Annotated in this window: 17 protein-coding genes; 8 read left to right on the top strand and 9 right to left on the bottom strand. The window is 70.7% G+C overall.

The window, feature by feature from the left end:
- The first annotated feature begins 272 nt into the window (after positions 1-272).
- Entirely contained in the window at positions 273-1,835 is a 1,563-nt protein-coding gene (locus JYK18_RS16090; protein WP_206802822.1) for an alkaline phosphatase, read from the top strand.
- A gap of 84 nt (positions 1,836-1,919) precedes the next feature.
- Entirely contained in the window at positions 1,920-3,797 is a 1,878-nt protein-coding gene (locus tag JYK18_RS16085; protein WP_206802821.1) for an N-acetylmuramoyl-L-alanine amidase, read from the top strand.
- Between the two features lie 19 nt (positions 3,798-3,816).
- Here JYK18_RS16085 and tsaD read toward each other — a convergent pair whose 3' ends face one another.
- From tsaD to tsaB, 3 genes are read right to left on the bottom strand one after another with little or no spacing between them, the layout of a single operon-like run.
- The gene (tsaD, locus tag JYK18_RS16080; protein WP_206802820.1) at positions 3,817-4,866 is read right to left on the bottom strand and encodes a tRNA (adenosine(37)-N6)-threonylcarbamoyltransferase complex transferase subunit TsaD; all 1,050 of its coding nucleotides are present in this window, start codon (positions 4,864-4,866) and stop codon (positions 3,817-3,819) included.
- Entirely contained in the window at positions 4,866-5,345 is a 480-nt protein-coding gene (rimI, locus tag JYK18_RS16075; protein WP_206802819.1) for a ribosomal protein S18-alanine N-acetyltransferase, read from the bottom strand. The genes tsaD and rimI overlap by 1 nt, the downstream gene beginning before the upstream one ends.
- Positions 5,342-5,992 carry a tRNA (adenosine(37)-N6)-threonylcarbamoyltransferase complex dimerization subunit type 1 TsaB gene (gene tsaB, locus JYK18_RS16070; protein ID WP_206802818.1) on the bottom strand — a complete coding sequence of 217 codons (651 nt, stop codon included), beginning with the start codon at positions 5,990-5,992 and terminating at the stop codon, positions 5,342-5,344. The genes rimI and tsaB overlap by 4 nt, the downstream gene beginning before the upstream one ends.
- 132 nt (positions 5,993-6,124) lie before the next feature.
- Between tsaB and JYK18_RS16065 the strand changes: the two genes are divergently transcribed.
- Positions 6,125-6,502, top strand: a complete 378-nt coding sequence (locus JYK18_RS16065) for a hypothetical protein (protein WP_206802817.1) — start codon at positions 6,125-6,127, stop codon at positions 6,500-6,502.
- On the opposite strand, the gene JYK18_RS16060 is transcribed toward JYK18_RS16065, so the two are convergent.
- The 3 genes from JYK18_RS16060 to JYK18_RS16050 form a co-directional block, all read right to left on the bottom strand.
- Positions 6,503-6,937 (bottom strand): hypothetical protein, encoded by a 435-nt coding sequence (locus tag JYK18_RS16060; protein ID WP_206802816.1) that lies wholly within the window; start codon positions 6,935-6,937, stop codon positions 6,503-6,505.
- Complete coding sequence (locus JYK18_RS16055; protein WP_206802815.1) at positions 6,934-7,188, bottom strand: hypothetical protein; 255 nt, start codon at positions 7,186-7,188, stop codon at positions 6,934-6,936. Before JYK18_RS16055 ends, JYK18_RS16060 begins: the two co-directional genes overlap by 4 nt.
- A 125-nt stretch (positions 7,189-7,313) precedes the next feature.
- Positions 7,314-8,024 carry a FadR/GntR family transcriptional regulator gene (locus JYK18_RS16050; protein WP_242579144.1) on the bottom strand — a complete coding sequence of 237 codons (711 nt, stop codon included), beginning with the start codon at positions 8,022-8,024 and terminating at the stop codon, positions 7,314-7,316.
- Positions 8,025-8,244: 220 nt separating this feature from the next.
- Here JYK18_RS16050 and JYK18_RS16045 point away from each other — a divergent pair, with 220 nt between their 5' ends.
- Genes JYK18_RS16045 through JYK18_RS16025 form a run of 5 tightly spaced genes read left to right on the top strand, consistent with a single transcriptional unit; the run spans position 8,245 to position 14,657 of the window.
- Positions 8,245-9,489 carry an SLC13 family permease gene (locus JYK18_RS16045; protein WP_206802814.1) on the top strand — a complete coding sequence of 415 codons (1,245 nt, stop codon included), beginning with the start codon at positions 8,245-8,247 and terminating at the stop codon, positions 9,487-9,489.
- A 25-nt stretch (positions 9,490-9,514) separates the two neighbouring features.
- Positions 9,515-10,951 (top strand): acyl-CoA synthetase, encoded by a 1,437-nt coding sequence (locus tag JYK18_RS16040; protein WP_206802813.1) that lies wholly within the window; start codon positions 9,515-9,517, stop codon positions 10,949-10,951.
- A complete protein-coding gene (locus JYK18_RS16035; RefSeq protein WP_206802812.1) occupies positions 10,944-12,287 on the top strand; it encodes a carboxyl transferase domain-containing protein in 1,344 nt (447 codons plus the stop codon). The genes JYK18_RS16040 and JYK18_RS16035 overlap by 8 nt, the downstream gene beginning before the upstream one ends.
- The gene (locus tag JYK18_RS16030) at positions 12,284-13,657 is read left to right on the top strand and encodes an amidase (protein ID WP_206802811.1); all 1,374 of its coding nucleotides are present in this window, start codon (positions 12,284-12,286) and stop codon (positions 13,655-13,657) included. Before JYK18_RS16035 ends, JYK18_RS16030 begins: the two co-directional genes overlap by 4 nt.
- Positions 13,658-13,709: 52 nt before the next feature.
- The gene (locus JYK18_RS16025; RefSeq protein WP_206802810.1) at positions 13,710-14,657 is read left to right on the top strand and encodes an alpha/beta fold hydrolase; all 948 of its coding nucleotides are present in this window, start codon (positions 13,710-13,712) and stop codon (positions 14,655-14,657) included.
- 60 nt (positions 14,658-14,717) lie between these two features.
- Here JYK18_RS16025 and tsaE read toward each other — a convergent pair whose 3' ends face one another.
- Genes tsaE through alr form a run of 3 tightly spaced genes read right to left on the bottom strand, consistent with a single transcriptional unit; the run spans position 14,718 to position 17,397 of the window.
- A complete protein-coding gene (gene tsaE, locus JYK18_RS16020) occupies positions 14,718-15,170 on the bottom strand; it encodes a tRNA (adenosine(37)-N6)-threonylcarbamoyltransferase complex ATPase subunit type 1 TsaE (RefSeq protein WP_206804263.1) in 453 nt (150 codons plus the stop codon).
- Positions 15,167-16,273 carry an alpha/beta fold hydrolase gene (locus tag JYK18_RS16015; protein WP_206802809.1) on the bottom strand — a complete coding sequence of 369 codons (1,107 nt, stop codon included), beginning with the start codon at positions 16,271-16,273 and terminating at the stop codon, positions 15,167-15,169. Before JYK18_RS16015 ends, tsaE begins: the two co-directional genes overlap by 4 nt.
- Positions 16,273-17,397 carry an alanine racemase gene (gene alr / locus JYK18_RS16010; RefSeq protein ID WP_206802808.1) on the bottom strand — a complete coding sequence of 375 codons (1,125 nt, stop codon included), beginning with the start codon at positions 17,395-17,397 and terminating at the stop codon, positions 16,273-16,275. Before alr ends, JYK18_RS16015 begins: the two co-directional genes overlap by 1 nt.
- Positions 17,398-17,421: the final 24 nt, after the last annotated feature.

The following is a 17,421-nucleotide window of genomic DNA, read 5'->3' as shown; positions in this document are numbered from 1 at the left end:
GACTCCTACCACCCCCGCCGTCGCGGGTGCCGGGGCGTGTGCGGTGCCGTGCAATTAGCACTCTAGCCACGTGAGTGCTAGTCGCGCAAGGAGGGTCCACTTGACGTGGCCCACCTCCCCGTGCAACTCGCTGACCGGCCCCGTTGTTCCGGCCGGACGCGAAAGGAATTCACGGAGTGGTCATCCCGGACGGTTGTCCCGTTCGACGCGGGCGCAGTGCGATCGGGGGCGACAGCCGGTTCCCACCACCTTGTTGAGGAGTCATCGTGTCGATGAGCACCCCCTCCCGGCGTTCCGTCCTGCTCGGCGGCGCCGGCGCGCTCGGCCTGGCCGCGCTCGGCGCCTCCGGACTCGCCCGCGCGACCACCTCCGCCGGCGCGGGCCTCGCCGCCCCCGGCGAGGTGTTCACCCTCGGCGTCGCCTCCGGCGACCCGTACCCCGACAGCGTCGTGCTCTGGACCCGCCTCGCCAAGAACCCGCTCGCCGAGGACGGCCTCGGCGGCATGCCCGCCCGCGGCCAGGTCGTCGAGTGGCAGATCGCCAAGGACGAGAAGTTCACCGACCTCGTCCGGGGCGGCCGCACCTGGGCCAGCCCCGACGCGGCGCACAGCGTGCACGTCGAGGCCGACGGCCTCGCCCCCGGCACGGAGTACTTCTACCGCTTCCGCGCCGGCTCCGAGATCTCCCCGGTCGGCCGCACCCGCACCGCGCCCGCGCCGGGCCAGATGACCGACCTGACCATGTGCTTCGCCAGCTGCTCCCACTACGGCCAGGGCTACTTCACCGCCTACCGCCACCTCGCCCAGGACGAGCCGGGCCTGATCCTGCACCTCGGCGACTACCAGTACGAGTACGCCGCCGGCACCAACGAGGTCCGCAAGGTCGTCGGCCCGGAGACGGTCAAGCTCGCCGACTACCGCCTCCGCCACGGCCAGTACAAAACCGACCCCGACCTGCAGCTCGCGCACGCGACCGCGCCCTGGCTGGTGGTCTGGGACGACCACGAGACGGAGAACAACTGGGCCGACGAGGTCCCCGAGGACTCCTCGCAGACCCCCGGCGAAGCCTTCCTCGCCCGGCGCAAGGCCGCCTTCCAGGCCTACTACGAGAACATGCCGCTGCGCCGCACCGCCCGCCCCAACGGCATCGACATGCGCCTCTACCGCCGCCTGGCCTGGGGCGACCTGGCCACCTTCCACATGCTCGACACCCGCCAGTACCGCGACAACCAGGCCTGCGGCGACGGCGTGAAGGCCAACTGCGCCGAGCGCCTCGCCCCGACCAGGTCGATCACCGGCGCCGAGCAGGAGAAGTGGATCGTCGACGGGTTCAACGCCTCGCGCGCCCGCTGGGATGTCCTCGGCCAGCAGGTGTTCTTCGCCCAGATCGACCTGACCCCCGGCGCGGCCGAGGGCTACAACATGGACGCCTGGGACGGCTACAAGGTCAACCGCGACCGCATCGCCACCGCGATGGGCGACTCGGCGGTCCGCAACGGCGTCGTGCTCACCGGCGACGTCCACCGGCACTGGGCGGCCGAGATCAAGGAGACCTACGGCCGGCCGGACTCCAAGGGCGTCGGCGTCGAGCTGGTCACCACCTCGATCACCAGCGGCCGCGACGGCAACGACGACCCGAACCAGGCGGTGCTCGACGAGAACCCGCACGTCAAGTTCCACCGCAACCGCCGCGGGTACATCCGCACCCGGTTCACCGCGGACGAGCTGCGCGCCGACTACCGCGTGCTGCCGTACGTGACCAAGCCGGACGCCCCGGTCAGCACCGCGGCCAGCTTCGTGGTCGAGGACCGGGTGCCCGCGCTCAACCCGGCCTGAGCCCGAACGGCCTCTTCCTGACGAGGTCCGCGCGGTGTTAGGTAGGTGCTCACAAGCATCCACCTAGCACTGGGGGCCGGTTACATGCGGCGAACAGCAGCAAGACTGGCGGTGTTGCTACTGGCGGCGGGCGCGGTTTCCGTGCCCGCCGCCCAGGCGGCACCGGCCGATCAGCAGCGGCAACGGGACTTCGCCGCGGCGGCGGCCGAGTTCGGGGTACCGCAGGACGTCCTGCTCGGCGTCTCGTTCCTCGAGTCCCGATGGGACACCAACGCGGGCACGCCGAGCACCTCGGCGGGGTACGGCCCGATGCACCTCACCGACCTGCGGACCGCGGGCGTGGGCACGCACCACGACCAGGGCGAGGAGGACCCGCGCGGCGACGAGTCACGCCCGCCGCTGCACCCGGAGGCCGGGCCGCCCGCGCCACCCCCGGATTCCCTGCAGTCGCTGGACACCGCGGCCGAACTGACCGGAGTGGACACCGAGACGCTGCGCACCGACCCGGCGCAGAACATCCGCGGCGGTGCCGCGCTGCTGGCCGCCCACCACCGCGAGACCGGTGACTGGTACCAGGCCGTGGCGAAGTACAGCGGCAGCGAGGAAAGCTCCGCGGCCACCGCGTTCGCCGACGAGGTGTTCAGCACCATCGCGACCGGCGTGGAGCGGGTCACCGACGACGGCCAGCGCGTCAGCCTCGCCGCGACGCCCACCGCCGCACCGAAGGGCGTGCCCGCCGCGGCCGGGCCGATCGAGTGTCCACAAGGGATCTCCTGCGAATGGATCCCCGCGCCGTACCAGGAGATCCCCGGCGGGTACGGCAACCACGACAAGGCGGACCGGCCGAACAGCCAGAAGATCGACTACATCGTCATCCACGACACCGAGGGTTACTGGAACGGTGTGCTGGACATGGTGCAGGACCCGACCTACGTGAGCTGGCACTACTCGCTGCGCTCCGCCGACGGCCACATCGCCCAGCACGTGCCGACCAAGGACGTCGCCTGGCACGCCGGGAACTGGTACGTCAACGCGAAGTCGATCGGCCTGGAGCACGAGGGTTTCGCCGCCAAGGGCACCTGGTACACCGAGGCGATGTACCGGACCTCGGCGAAGCTGGTGCGGTACCTGGCCGCCAAGTACGAAATCCCGCTGGACCGCGACCACATCATCGGCCACGACAACGTGCCCGGCCTGAGCCCGGCGAAGATCAAGGGCATGCACTGGGATCCGGGCCCGTACTGGGACTGGACGCACTATTTCGATCTGCTCGGTGCCCCGGTCGACCGCGCGGACACCGGCTCCGGCGACTGGCGGCCGAACACCGGCATGGTGACCATCGCGCCGGACTTCGCCACGAACAAGCCCGCCTTCGAGTACTGCGAGAAGGACGTGCCGCTGTGCCCGCCGCGCGGGTCCACTTCGGTCATCCTCCGCACGGAACCGCGGGCGGACGCCCCGCTGCTCAAGGACATCGGCCTGCACCCGGAAACCGGACAGTCCACAATGCACGTTTCGGACATCGGCAGCCGGGTGGACAGCGGGCAGCAGTACGCGGTCGCCGAGGTCAAGGGCGACTGGACCGCGGTGTGGTACCTCGGCCAGAAGGGCTGGTTCCACAACCCGTCGAACGCCACCGCGAAACCGGTGCAGGGCAAGGTGGTCACGCCCAAGTCGGGCCCGGTCCAGATCTGGGGCGGCGCGTACCCGGAGGCGTCGGCGTATCCCGAGGGCATCACCCCGCGTGAGTTCATCCCGTTGCCTTACACCATGGAAGCCGGCCAGCGGTACACGCTGGGCCTGACCACCGGCTCGGAGTACTACTACGCGGTCAACTTCGACACCGCCGACCACCAGGTGGTGCGCGGCAAGACGAAGTTCGTCCAGGTGCAGTTCGGCCACCGGATCGCCTACGTGAAGGCGGACGACGTCCGGATCCTGCCCTCCTGGGCGCCCAACTAGCGGCCGGCCGGGGGCCGTCTCAGACCGAGACGGCCCCCACCGGCAGCGCCGGATTGGCCGCGAAGTCCAAAGAGGACGGCTTGACCCCGGCGGCCACCACGTGCGCCCCGAGCGCGGCGATCATCGCCCCGTTGTCCGTGCACAGCCGCGGCCGCGGCACCCGCAGCTCGATGCCCGCCTGGTCGCACCGCTCCTGCGCGAGCGACGAAAGCCGCGAATTCGCCGCCACGCCACCGGAAATGACGATCGTGCCGATACCGGCTTCCTTGGCCGCACGCACCGCCTTCGCGGTCAGCACGTCGGCGACCGCCTCCTGGAACGAGGCCGCCACGTCGTCGACCGGGATCTCCTCACCGCGGCGTTCAGCGCCTTCCACCCAGCGCGCGACGGCGGTCTTCAAGCCGGAGAAGGAAAAGTCGTTCTTCGCGTCGCGCGGGCCGGTCATGCCACGCGGAAAGGCGATGGCGGAGGGGTTTCCGGCCTTGGCGGCCTTGTCGATCGGCGGCCCGCCGGGGTACGGCAGGCCGAGCACCCTGGCCACCTTGTCGTAAGCCTCACCGGCCGCGTCGTCCACAGTGGACCCGAGTTCGACGATCGAACTGGCCACGTCGTCCACCCGGAGCAGCTGCGTGTGCCCGCCGGAAACCAGCAACGCCAAGCAGGGCTTGGGCAACGGGCCGTGCTGCAGGGTGTCCACCGCGATGTGCCCGGCGAGGTGGTTGACCCCGTAGAGCGGCACGTCCAGCGCGGCCGAGTAGGCCTTCGCCGCGGCGACGCCGACCAGCAGCGCACCGGCGAGCCCCGGCCCGGCGGTCACCGCGATGGCGTCCACATCGGACATCTTCAGCCCGGCGTCGGCGAAGGCGCGTTCGGTGGTCGGCACCATGGCTTCCAGGTGCGCGCGGCTGGCCACCTCGGGCACCACGCCGCCGAACCGCGCGTGCTGGTCCACACTGGACGCGACCGCGTCGGCCAGCAGTTCCACGGTGCCGTCGTCGTGCAGCCGGACCAGGCCGACGCCGGTCTCGTCGCACGAACTCTCGATGCCCATGACGATCCGGGCGCCCATCAGCCGGCCTCCTCCGCGGCCACGCCCAGCGGCGGCCGCACCATCGTGTAAGCGTCCGCACCGGACGGCTGGTAGTAGCGCTTGCGCACGCCGAGCTTGGTGAACCCGTGCGTCTCGTACAGCTTGAGCGCGACCTCGTTGTCCGTGCGGACTTCGAGCAGCACCGGCGCGCGCAGTTCGTCGGCCTTGGCCAGCAACGCTTCCAGCAGCGCCTTGCCGATGCCCTTGCCCTGGTGTTCCGGGGCGACGCCGATCGTGTGCAGGCTCGTTTCGTAGTCACCGCGCGGGCCGACCACGGCCAGTCCCGCGTAACCGAGCAGTTCCTGCCCTTCGTAGGCGCCGAGGTAGTGCGCGCCGGAGTCCAATTCGGACCGGAACGCGGCGGCGCTCCACGGGCTGTCGCCGGGGAAGAGGATCTTCTCGATCTCCACGCAGCGCCGGATGTCGCCGCGGCGCAACGGCCTCAGCTCGACCGTCACGGCGTGGTCACCCGCTTGCGCGCGGTGGGTTCGACGGCGTCCGGGCGCCGCAGATAGAGCGGGGTCATCGGGGCGGGTTCGGCGCCGGAGCGCAGTGCCTCCCGCGCGGCCATGACCAGCCCGAGCGGGGACGGGTACTCGGGTTCGAGGATGCGCAGCCCGGTCTTCTCGGCGAAGTACCCCGCGGCGGCCTTCGCCGTGGTCACCAGCTCGGCGGGACTCTGCACGGCGGGCTCGCCGACGCGCTTGCCGTCGACGTCGTACTCCGCCCAGTACACCTCGCGGCGGCGCGCGTCGGTCACGACGAGGAACGGCTCACCGGGGGTGACCTCGGCGGCGATGGCGTCGAGGCTGCACACCGGGTGGACCGGGATGCCGAGGCTGTGCCCGAGCGCGGCGGCGGTGGCCATACCCGCGCGCAGGCCGGTGAACGGTCCCGGGCCGGCTCCGCAAACGATTGCGCCCAGGTCGCGGAGGTGGGCCCCGGCGGCCTGCACGGCGTCGAGCACGTGCGGGGTGAGCAGTTCGCCGTGGGCGCGGGCGTCGATGGTCACCCGCTCGGCGGCGAGGGCCAGCGAATCGGGCTCGAGTTGGACCACCCCGGCGGTCACCGCGGGCGTGGAGGTGTCGACGGCCAGTACTAACACGGTTCCCCAGCCTACGACTCACCCGACCGGTGGCGTCGCGCAGGCAACCCGCACCGGCTGGGCGCGTCTGGTTGAGGTGAAGAGTTGACCGGCCGCTGCGGGGATCGGTCAACCGCGAACGAAAGGGAACCCATGTCCACGCTGCGCCGAGCGCTGATCGTCACCACGGCGGCCCTCGCCCTGACCGCGGGCACCGCCTCGGCGGCCCCCACGGGCTCGTTCCTCAACCTGGACAAGGAGATCGTGCGGCCGGGCGAGCGGGTGCGGGTGGTCGCCGGGTGCGGGGTGGAGGGCCTGAACCTGGTCGGCTCGACCGCGTTCGCCGCCACCGGCCAGGACGGCCCGTACACCGGAAACGGCGGGGTGGCGGTGTTCACCGTGCGCTCTTCGGCCCTGTCGTGGGGCACCGCGCTCATCCGGGCGGACGCCGTTCCCGGCGTGCACCAGGTAACCGAACGCTGCGGCGGCGGGCACGCGGGCAGCACGGAGCTGACCGTCGTCTCCGCCTGATCAGCCGCGCTCGGGGTGGTCGGCATCGACCGTGACGACCACCCCGGAAGTCGAGGTGAAGGTCGCCATTCGCCCGTCGACGGTGATCTCGGTGAAGGGATTGCCCTCGGCGAGGAAGGCGACCCAGCGCGGGGTGCGGGCCGCGTCGAGCCTGGCGAAGAAGCCGTCCGCGCCCTGCGACCCTTCACCACTGGTCAGCCAACCGTCCCCGGCGGGCAGCCCGACCTCCCGCAGCGGGTGGATCGACGCCACCCAGTCGGGGTCCTCGGCCAGCAGTTCCGCCAGGTCGAACCGGTCGCCGACGGCCAGCCCGCCGGGTGCGTCCCGGTCCAGCCGGAGGTCGTAGGCACTGCCGTCGGCGAGGAACAACGCGTCCTCGATCGGCACCTGCTCGTTGCGCCACAAGTCGGCCAGCAAGGACCGCCGGTCCGTCATCGTCTCCTCCGTCCACGCCGTCCGCCACCACCACAGGATCCCGGTGGCCCCGGGCGCTCGGACAACCCGGTGTCCGGTACCGGCTCGCCGTTCGGGCCGCGGTTGCGCGGGTCGCGGAACCGCCGCTGGAACGACTCCTGCCAGGTGCGCCCGGTGGTCGAAGCCGGGTCAGGCGCGTTGGGGTCGACCCATTCGAGATCGCTCGACTCGGTCAGGCCGAGTGCGTCGGTCCAGCCGGTCGGGTTGTGCACGTAGGAGTTCGCCCCGCCCGTCGACGAGTTCCCGCCGGCGGTCGTGGACGGCCCCCTTCAGCGACACCTGACGGGTACGACGGTGGGAGAGGTGCGTCCGGTTCCGTCGTGGTGAAGATACCCGGTCAGGCCTCTTCGTCCGGGTTCCAGGACAGCAGGCGCACCTTCGCGACCGTGCGCAGGTGCCGCTTCATCGCCGCCGCGGCGGCTTTGGGGTCGCCGTGGCTGATGCCGTCGAAGATCCGGTAGTGCTGGGTGAGCGACCGCTTCGGCCGCCCCGGCTGGTGCAACGACTCGGTGCGGCTCTCGGCGATCTGCTCGGCGATCGAAGTCATGAACTCGGCGAGGATCGGGTTCCGCGCGGCCGCGGTGATCGCGGCGTGGAACCGGCGGTCGCCCTCGATGCCCTGCTCGCCGTTGTCGATTTCCTCGGCCATGTACCGCAGGGCGTCCTCGAGCGCGTCGAGATCCTCCTTGGTGCGCCGCTCGGCGGCGAGCTCGGCGAGCTTGGTCTCCATGGCCTCGCGCGCCTCGAGCACATCCGGCAGCCTGCGCCGGCGCTCCACCAGTTCCTCGACCGGTTCGAGGTCGAGCTTGGCACTGGTCAGGTAGGTCCCGCCGCCGTGCCGCACCTCGACGAGGCCCTGCACGTCGAGCACCACGATGGCCTGCTTGACCGACGCGCGGCTGACGCCGAGCCGCTGCGCCAGTTCGCGCTCGGCAGGCAGCTTGTCACCGGCGCCGAGGCCGGACTCGACCACGTACTCCCGGATGCGCTGGACCACCTGCTCGTACAGCCGTGGCCGCGCCATCGGGCGCAGTGCGTCGGACCCCATGAATCCCTCCGGCAACGGTCGGCCTGGACCACCGAGCCTAACAGCCGGTGACCGGCTCCCCACCGGAAAACGGCCAAGTGGCTCAGCCACTGAACCACTGCCCCCTTGACAGCGTGATCCAGCACACCGCAAAGTGGACCAGCCACTGAGCCACTAGGCCACTGAGCCACCGAGTGGACTGGCCACTCAGCCACTGCGGCGACCAACGACGGGAGCCCTGATGTCCGCCGAGCTGATTTCGATCCTTGTTCTCGTGGTGATCTTCGTGCTCGCCACCACCAGATCGATCAACATGGGGGTGCTGGCCTTCGCCGGCGCGTTCGGGGTGGGGACGCTGGTCGCCGGGCTGGACGCCGACGGGATCTTCGCGGGCTTCCCCGGTGATCTGTTCGTGGTGCTCGTCGGCGTCACCTACCTCTTCGCCATCGCCAGGGCGACTGGCACCACCGACTGGCTGGTCCACGCCTCCATCCACCTGGTCGGCGGCCGGCTCGCCCTCATCCCCTGGGTGATGTTCGCGGTCACCGCCGTGCTCACCGCGATCGGCGCGGTCAGCCCCGCCGCGGTCGCCATCGTCGCGCCCATCGCGCTCGGGTTCGCCTCCCGCTACGGCATCAGCCCACTCCTGATGGGCGCCCTCGTCGTCCACGGCGCCCAGGCCGGCGGCTTCTCCCCGATCAGCGTCTACGGCTCCACGGTCAACAGCATCGTCAGCCGCGAGAACCTCGCGGGCAGCGAGACCGTGCTCTTCCTGGCCAGCCTCGCGGTCAACCTGGTCATCGCGGCCATCCTCTTCGTCGTGCTCGGCGGGCTCAAGCTCGGCCGCACCCGCGTCACGGCCGAGGACGACGCCGAAGAGACCCCCAAGCTCAACCCCGCCCGGATCGCCGTGCTGGTCAGCCTGCTCGCGCTGGTCGTCGGCGCGCTGGTGTTCGACCTCGACGTCGGCCTGACCGCGATCTCGCTGGCCGTGCTGCTCAGCGTGTTCTGGCCGGACACCGGCCGCAAGGCCGTCGGCGAGATCACCTGGCCGACCGTCCTGCTGATCTGCGGTGTGCTCACCTACGTCGGCGTGCTCCAGGAAATGGGCACGATCGACTACGCGGGCAACGCGGTGACCGGCGTCGGCGTGCCACTGCTCGCCGCGCTCCTGCTCTGCTACATCGGCGCGATCGTGTCCGCGTTCGCGTCCTCCGTCGGCATCATGGGCGCGCTCATCCCGCTGGCCGTGCCGTTCCTCGCCCAGGGCACGGTCGGCCCGATCGGCATGATCGCCGCGCTGGCCGTCGCCGCCACCGTGGTCGACGTCAGCCCGTTCTCGACGAACGGCGCCCTCGTCCTGGCCAACGCGAAAAACGTCGACCGCGACACGTTCTTCCGGCAGTTGATGGTCTACGGCGGCATCATGGTCGTGGTGGTCCCGGCCGCCGTGTGGCTCGCCCTGATCGTGCCCGGCTGGGGCTGACCCAGTACTACCGAGGAGGTTCCGCGTGCGTTTGTTCCCCGCCCTCGAACAGGCTTCCGACCAGGAAGCCGTCCGGTTCGGCGACCGTGCCCTCAGCTACGCCGAACTGTCCGCCGTCACCGGCACCCTCGCGACGAGCCTGCGCGACCTGCCGCCGGGAGCGAAGGTGGCGGTGTGGGCGACGTCCACGCTGGAGACCACGGTCGCCGTCGTCTCGGCGCTGCGGGCCGGAGTGCCCGCCGTGCCGATCAACCCCAAGATCGGCGAACGCGAACTCGAGCACATCATCGCCGACAGCGCGCCCGCGCTCGTGCTCGCCGAAGCGGAGGCCAAGCTCCCCGCGGGCCTGCACGACTTGGCACGCAAGGACATCGAGCTGACCAGCGGCGAGGTCCTCCCGCTTCCCGAGCCCGATGCCGAAGCCCCGGCGATGATCGTCTACACCTCGGGCACCACCGGGCCACCGAAGGGCGTGGTGCTCCCGCGTCGCGCCATTTCGTCCACATTGGACACGCTGGAGGACGCGTGGCAGTGGACCGCGGAGGACGTGCTGGTGCACGGGTTGCCACTGTTCCACGTGCACGGGTTGATCCTCGGCATGCTCGGACCGTTGCGGCGCGGTGGATCGGTGATCCACCTCGGCAAGTTCTCCACCGCCGCGCTCGCCACCGAACTGGCCGGCCGCGGCACGATGATGTTCGGCGTGCCCACCATGTACCACCGCATCGCCGGTGAGCTGGAAACCAACGAGGCACTCGCATCCGCGCTGCGGGGCGCCCGGATCCTGGTCTCCGGTTCGGCCGCCCTGCCGGTGCACGACCACCAGCGCATCACCGCGGCCACCGGCCAGCAGGTGATCGAGCGCTACGGCATGACCGAAACCCTGATGAACACCAGTGTCCGCGCCGACGGCGAGCGCAAGCCCGGCACCGTCGGCGTGCCGTTGCGCGGGGTGGACGTGCGGCTGGTCGACGAATCCGGCCAGGCCATCGAAACCAGCGACGGCGAGACCGTCGGCGAGATCCAGGTGCGCGGGCCGAATCTCTTCACCGAGTACCTGAACCGCCCCGACGCGACCGCGGAGGTGTTCGACGACGGCTGGTTCCGCACCGGCGACATGGCCACCCGCGACGCCGACGGATACCTCCGCATCGTCGGCCGCAAGGCCACCGACCTGATCAAGAGCGGTGGTTACAAGATCGGCGCCGGGGAGATCGAGAACGCGCTGCTGGAGCACAGCGGGGTCGCCGAGGCCGCGGTCACCGGCGAACCCGATCCCGATCTCGGCGAGCGCATCGTCGCCTGGATCGTCCCGGATGGACCGAAGCCCGCAGAACAAGACCTGGTCGACCACGTGGCACGGCTACTCACCCCGCACAAGCGACCGCGGGTGGTCCGGTTCGTGGAAGCGTTGCCACGCAACGACATGGGCAAGGTGATGAAGCGAGCTCTCGGTGCCTGAGCGGCTGTCGGCCCGTGCCGTGATCGAGACCGTCGCCACCGGCTTCGCCGAGTTCGACTACGGACCGGTCGAATATTCCGAAGTGGACGGTCCGATCAGCTGGCCCGGTTACGACGAAGCACACGCTAAAGCGGCTAAACGCACCGGGGAAAGCGAATCCGTGGTGTGCGGCCACGGCCGAATCGGTGGAACCGAGGCGGCGGTGATCGCCTTCGAGTTCGGTTTCCTCGGCGGCTCGATGGGCGGACGCACCGGCGATCGGGTGGAGGCCGCCTTCGTCCGAGCCCGGGAATTGCGGCTGCCACTCGTTTTCCTGATCGCGACCGGCGGCAGCCGGATGCAGGAAGGCATGCGCGCGTTGTCCCAATTGCAGCGCGTGGCCCGGCAGATCGCGTTGACCCGAGAAGCCGGTTTGCCCCAGATCGCGGTCCTCCGCGACCCGGCAACCGGCGGCGGCTGGGCGACTTTGGGCGCGGGCGCGGATGTCACACTCGCGCTTTCCCAGGCACAGGTAGGATTTGCCGGTTCCCGCGTCCGCCCACCCGGCGACGCGCACGCCTACACCGCGGAGGCGCAATACGAATCAGGGCATATCGACGCAGTGGTCGAACCAGACGAGCTGCCCGGCGTGCTCGCGTCTTGGCTCGGCCTGCTCGCCGGACCGGCTGCCACGGAAGCGCCGGTTCCACCCGCACTGGGCCGCAAGGAACTTCCGGAAACCGGTTGGGAGGCAGTGCGAAACGCCCGCGCGGCCGAACGCCCACGCGCACAGTCCTATTTGGATCACTACTTCGACGAACGCGAAGAGATCAGCGGAGACCTCTGCGGCGGCCGCGATCCCGGCGTGCTTTGCGGCTTCGGCAAGCGCAACGGGGAAACCATCGCCTATGTGACTCAGGCCGGTACGCCGACACTGCCGTCCGGGTTCCGCACCGCTGCCAGGTTGGTCTCGCTCGCCGATCGCCTTGGCCTGCCCATTTTGACCATTGTGGACACTCTCGGTGCGGCGAATGACGCCGCTGCCGAAGGTTCCGGTGCGGGTCCGTCGATCGCGGAGTTGTTCCTCGCGGTGGCGAGCGCGAAGGTGCCGATCACTTCGCTGGTGATCGGTGAAGGTGGTTCCGGTGGGGCGCTGGCGTTCGCCGCGCCCGGGCGGACGTGGATGACGCCGGACAGCTACTTCTCGGTCACCTCACCGGAAGCCGCGGCGTCGATCCTCAAGCGCGACCCTTCGGAGGTGCCGGAAACGGCGAACCAGCTGCGCCTGCGACCGCAGGACGTCGTCGAACTCGGTGTCGCGCAAGGCATCGCCCCGCACGTGGAGGACAGCCGATGAGCCTGGTCGAACTCGACGCGGTGGACCTGGCCGAGAAGATCCGGCTCCACGAGGTGTCGTGCACCGAGGTCATGGCTGCGTACCTGGACCAGATCGAGGAACACAACCCGAAGCTCAACGCGATCGTCGCGCTGCGCGACCGCGACGACCTCATGCGAGAGGCCGCTGAGCGGGACAAGGAGCCGAACCGCGGCTGGCTGCACGGGTTTCCGTTGGCGGTTAAGGACCTTTCGGCCGCGGCCGGATTGCCGTGGACCTACGGGTCGCCGGTTTTCGCCGACCAGATCGCCCAGCACGACGACCTCTTCGTGCGGCGGATGAAGGACGCGGGCGGCATCGTCATCGGCAAAACGAACGTGCCGGAATTCGGGCTCGGCTCGCAGACCTACAACCCGGTGTACGGACCGACGAGGAATCCCCACGACCTGTCGCGCACGCCGGGCGGCAGCAGCGGTGGTGCCGCGGCGGCGGTCGCGGCGCGGATGCTGCCGGTGGCCGACGGCAGCGACTACCTCGGTTCGCTGCGCAACCCGGCGGCGTTCACGAACACGTATGGGTTCCGGCCGTCGCTCGGAAGGGTGCCGTCGACCTCTTTCGTGGCGCAATTGGACACGGCCGGGCCGATGGGCCGGACGGTCGCCGACGTCGCCGCGTTGCTGTCGGTGCTGGCCGGGCCGGACCCGCGGGCGCCGCTGGGCATCGCCGAGGACCCGTCGATGTTCATGCCGCCGCTCACCCCGCGCGACTTCCGCGGCACGCGGATCGCCTGGGTCGGCGATTTCGACGGGTACCTGCCGATGGACCCGGGCGTGCTGGACGTCTGCCGGAGCGCGTTCGCCGGGTTCACCGCACTGGGCTGCGAAGTGGTCGACGCGGTGCCGGACTACCCGATGGACCGCGTGTGGCAGGCGGTGCTGACCTGGCGGGGGTTCAACGTCGCGGCGAACCTGGGTTCGTTGCACCGGATGCCGGGGGCGCAGCTGAAGCCGGAGCTGGTGTGGGAACTCGAGCAGGGACTCAAGTTGTCGGCGGCCGACCTCGGCCCGGCTTCGCTGGAGCGCACGCGGTGGCTGGACGCGCTGCTGCGGTTCTTCGAGGACTTCGACTTCATCCTGGCGCCGAGCGCGCAGGTGTTCCCGTTCGACGTCGGCACGCCGTGGCCGACCACCGTCGGCGGGCGCGAGATGGACACGTACCACCGGTGGATGGAGACCGTGGCGCCGTGGTCGCTGGCCGGGGTGCCGGTGCTGGGCATGCCGGCCGGCTTCAACGCCGACGGCCTGCCGATGGGCGTCCAGCTGATCGGCAAACCCCGCGCCGACCTGGACGTCCTCACCCTCGCCAACCTGCTTTTGCCCGCAAAAGCATGATGGGCGCCTCCTAGGATGACGGTGATCGTCTGAGTTCGAGGGAGCCGTCCGCATGCCGCTGAATTTCGATCTGTCGCCGGAGCAGCTCCGGAGCTACCAGGGCACCAACCCGCGCCCCGCCGATTTCGACGGTTACTGGGAGAAGGCCCTCGCCGAGTTGGACGCGACCGAGCCACAGGTCGAGATCAGGCCCGCCGAGTTCTCGGCGCCGTTCGCCCGGTGCGAGGACCTGGAGTTCACCGGCGTCGGCGGCGTCCGCGTCCACGCCAGGCTTGCGCGGCCGCTGACGGACACCGAAGGCTCGGCCGTGCTCTTCTTCCACGGCTATAACGGCAGGTCAACGCCCTGGACCGAGTTGCTCGCGTACGTCGCGCGCGGGCAGACCGCGGTCGCGATGGACATGCGCGGACAGGGCTGGGGCGCGACGGCCACCGGCTGGGCGGTGAGCAACCAGCTGCTGCTCGGCCTGGAAGAAGGCGCCGACCAGCTGCACATGCGGCACGCGTTCCTCGACACCGTCCGCCTCGCGCGCACGGTGATGGACCTGCCCGGCGTCGACCCGGACCGGGTGGCCACCACCGGGCACAGCCAAGGCGGCGCGCTGAGCCTCGCGTGCGCGGCGCTCGAACCACGGATCGCGCTGGTCGCGGCGGTGTTCTCGTTCCTATCGGACTACGAGCGCGCGTGGGAGCTGGCGCTCGGGGAAGCGCCGTACAACGAGATCACCACGTGGTTCCGGAAGCGTGACCCGCTGCACCGGCGCCGCGAGGAAATCTTCACCCGACTCGGGTACATCGACATCCAGCACCTCGCTCCGCGTGTCCGGGCCCGGGTCGACTGGACGGTCGCGCTGGAGGACGTGGTGTGCCCGCCGTCGACCCAGTTCGCCGCCTACAACAAGCTCACCGGCACCAAGTCCCTGCGCGAGTACCCCGACTTCGGCCACGAGGACCTGCCGGGCATCGAGGACGCCCTGTACACCGTCCTGCACACCCTCTGACCAGGCAAACATGCTTCTGCGGGGAAAAGCAGGTTTCCGGCTTTTGCCCGCAGAAGCCGGTCAGGGGGTGGGGAGGAGGGGGGTGCGGGAGTGCCAGCTGCCGTGTGGTTCGAGGGTGATCGTGCGGACGTCGTCTTCTGCCCGCGAAAGCCGCACCACGAGGTGGTCGATGGACAGGCGGTCGGCGGAGCCCTCACCCCATTCGACGACCACGGCCGACGCCTCCAGGTCGGTGTCCAGGTCCAGGTCGTCCAGCTGGGCCAGGTCCCCACCCAGCCGGTAGGCGTCGACGTGCACCAGCGGCACCGGCCCCGGGTGCACCCGCGCCAGCACGAAGGTCGGCGAGCTGACCCGCCCGCTCACCCCGAGCCCTTCGGCGATGCCCCGGGTCAGCGTGGTCTTGCCCGCCCCGAGCGGCCCGGCCAGCAGGACCAGGTCGCCCGCCCGCAGTTCACGGCCGAGTGAACGGCCGAACTCGATCGTGTCCTCCGGGGTCGTGCACTCGAAATTCACCGGTTCAGCCACCGCCACAGTCGTCGTGAGGAATCCGCGCCGTCCACACCGGCGCACCGTTGCACTAGGTCGATCAGGTGGCTGTTCACCAGCTCCGGCTGTTCCAGCTGCACCATGTGCCCCGCCCCGCGCACACGCACCAGCTCCGCGTCCGGCAGTTCGGCGGCGATCCGCTCGGCGTGCGAGTAGGGCGTCACCCGGTCCGAGTCGGCGCCGATCACCAGCACGTGCGCGTGCTTGAGCCCGGCCAGCGCCGCGTACCGGTTGTGGCTGCCGAGCGTGTCGGCGAAGTTCACCAGCCCCAGCACCGGCGTCACTTCGAGCATCTCCAGCATGAAGTCGACGATCCGCGGGCTGACGTCCCGCGCACCGAACGCCAGCCGCCGCACCGCCTGCCGCGTCAGCTGCCCGCCTGCCGCCCGCACGAACTCCACCAGCCCCGGCTGCCAGCCCGCCAGCTCGCTCACTCCGCGCGTCAGCGGGTTGTACTTCGACAGCAGCCCGCGCGGGATGCCGCGGGTACCGACCTCACCGGCGGCCGTCGCGATCAACGCCACCCCGCGCACCCGGTCCTCGAACAGCTCCGGGTGCCGCTGAGCCAGTTCCATCACGACCATGCCGCCCATCGAATGGGCCATCAGCACCAGCGGCCCGTCCGGCGCGACCGCGCGGATCACCGCGTGCAGGTCCTCGGCCAGCTGCTCGATGGTGCTGGTTTCGTGGTTCGCCGCGCCGGACAGGCCGTGGCTGCGGTGGTCGTAGTAGACCTGCCGCACGCGCGGCAGCGTCAGCGACGCCAGATCCCGCCGCTGAAAATGCCAGCTGAGCTGGGAAAGCGCGAAGCCGTGCACGCCGACGAGGGTCAGCGCGGGACGGCCGCCGTCGGCGGGATCGACCTCGGCGACCGCCAGCGGGGTGCCGTCGTCCGCGGCCACCGTCGACGTGCGATCCGGCTTCAACTCACCGAGCGGCTCGTCGCCGAACGGGTCCACGCGATGCCGCTTCTGCTGGGTGGCGATGGTGATCGCGGCGGCGGCCGACCCGGTCAGCACCGCGCCGATCCCACCGGCGATCGCCAGGAGTCTCCGTGACGGAGCCGCCATCAGCGCTGCCCCGCGTAGCTGCGCGCCACCCGCGGCCGGTACATGCCGGTGACGATCTCGTAGTCGATCGTGCCGATCTTGTCCGCCCACTCGGTGGCCGTCGGCGCCCCGCCCTCGCCGGTGCCGAACAGCACCACCTCGGCGCCCGGCGCCGGCTCGTGGTCACCGCAGTCGACGACGAACTGGTCCATGCAGACCCGGCCGACCACCGGCCGCCGTTTTCCGTCGAGCCAGACGTCCAGCCGGCCAGACAACGTGCGCGGCACGCCGTCCGCGTACCCGCTGGGCACCAGCGCCAGCGTGGTCGCCGCGTCGGCGGTCCACGTGTGTCCATAGGAGACGGACTCGCCCGCCTCGACCCGTTTGGTCGAGACCACCGACGAGCGGAAGGTCATCGCCGGGCGCAGGTCCTCCTGCTGCGGCACGGGGTTGAGCCCGTACATCGCGATCCCGACCCGCACCAGGTCGAAGTGCAGGTCCGGCCGGGTCAGCGTGGCCGCCGAGTTCGCCAGGTGGCGCACCGGGTTCAGGCCCGCTTCGAGCGCGACCTCGTACGCCTGCTGGAACCGCGAAGCCTGCCTGTCGATCGACGGGTGGCCGGGTTCGTCCGCGCAGGCCAGGTGCGACCAGATGCCCACCACCTCGACCGCGGGATCGGCGGCGGCCGACTTGACCAGCGCGGGCCAGGCGTGCGGCGGGCAGCCGTTGCGGGACAACCCGGTGTCGATCTTCAGGTGCACGCGCGCGCGGCCACCGGCTCGCCGCGCCGCGTCGGCCGCGCGTTCCAGCTCACCGGCGTTGCTCAGGCCGAGGTCCACCCCCGTCTCGACGGCGGGGGTGTAGTCGGTGTCCGCGGTGTCCAACCAGGCCAGCATCGGCGCCTGGATACCCGCTTCGCGCAAGGTCAACGCCTCGGCCAGCGAGCAGGCGCCGAGCCAGGTCGCGCCCGCCTCGAGTGCGGCGCGCGCGACCGGCACCGCACCGTGCCCGTAGGCGTCCGCCTTCACCACCGCCATGGTCGCGGCGCCGGAGGCGGCCGCGCGCCCGGCGAGCAGCGCGAGGTTGTGGCGGATCAGGTCCAGGTCGATGCGGACTTCAGCGCGTGGGAAGGGGTCTGGGCTCATGACCAGCCCATTTTCCCACAGGGG

Origin of the sequence: Amycolatopsis sp. 195334CR (assembly GCF_017309385.1) — a bacterium.
In the GTDB taxonomy this organism is placed as follows: domain Bacteria; phylum Actinomycetota; class Actinomycetes; order Mycobacteriales; family Pseudonocardiaceae; genus Amycolatopsis.
The sequence above is the reverse complement of the archived record's forward strand: the minus strand, read 5'-3'. Positions and strand labels throughout refer to the sequence as shown.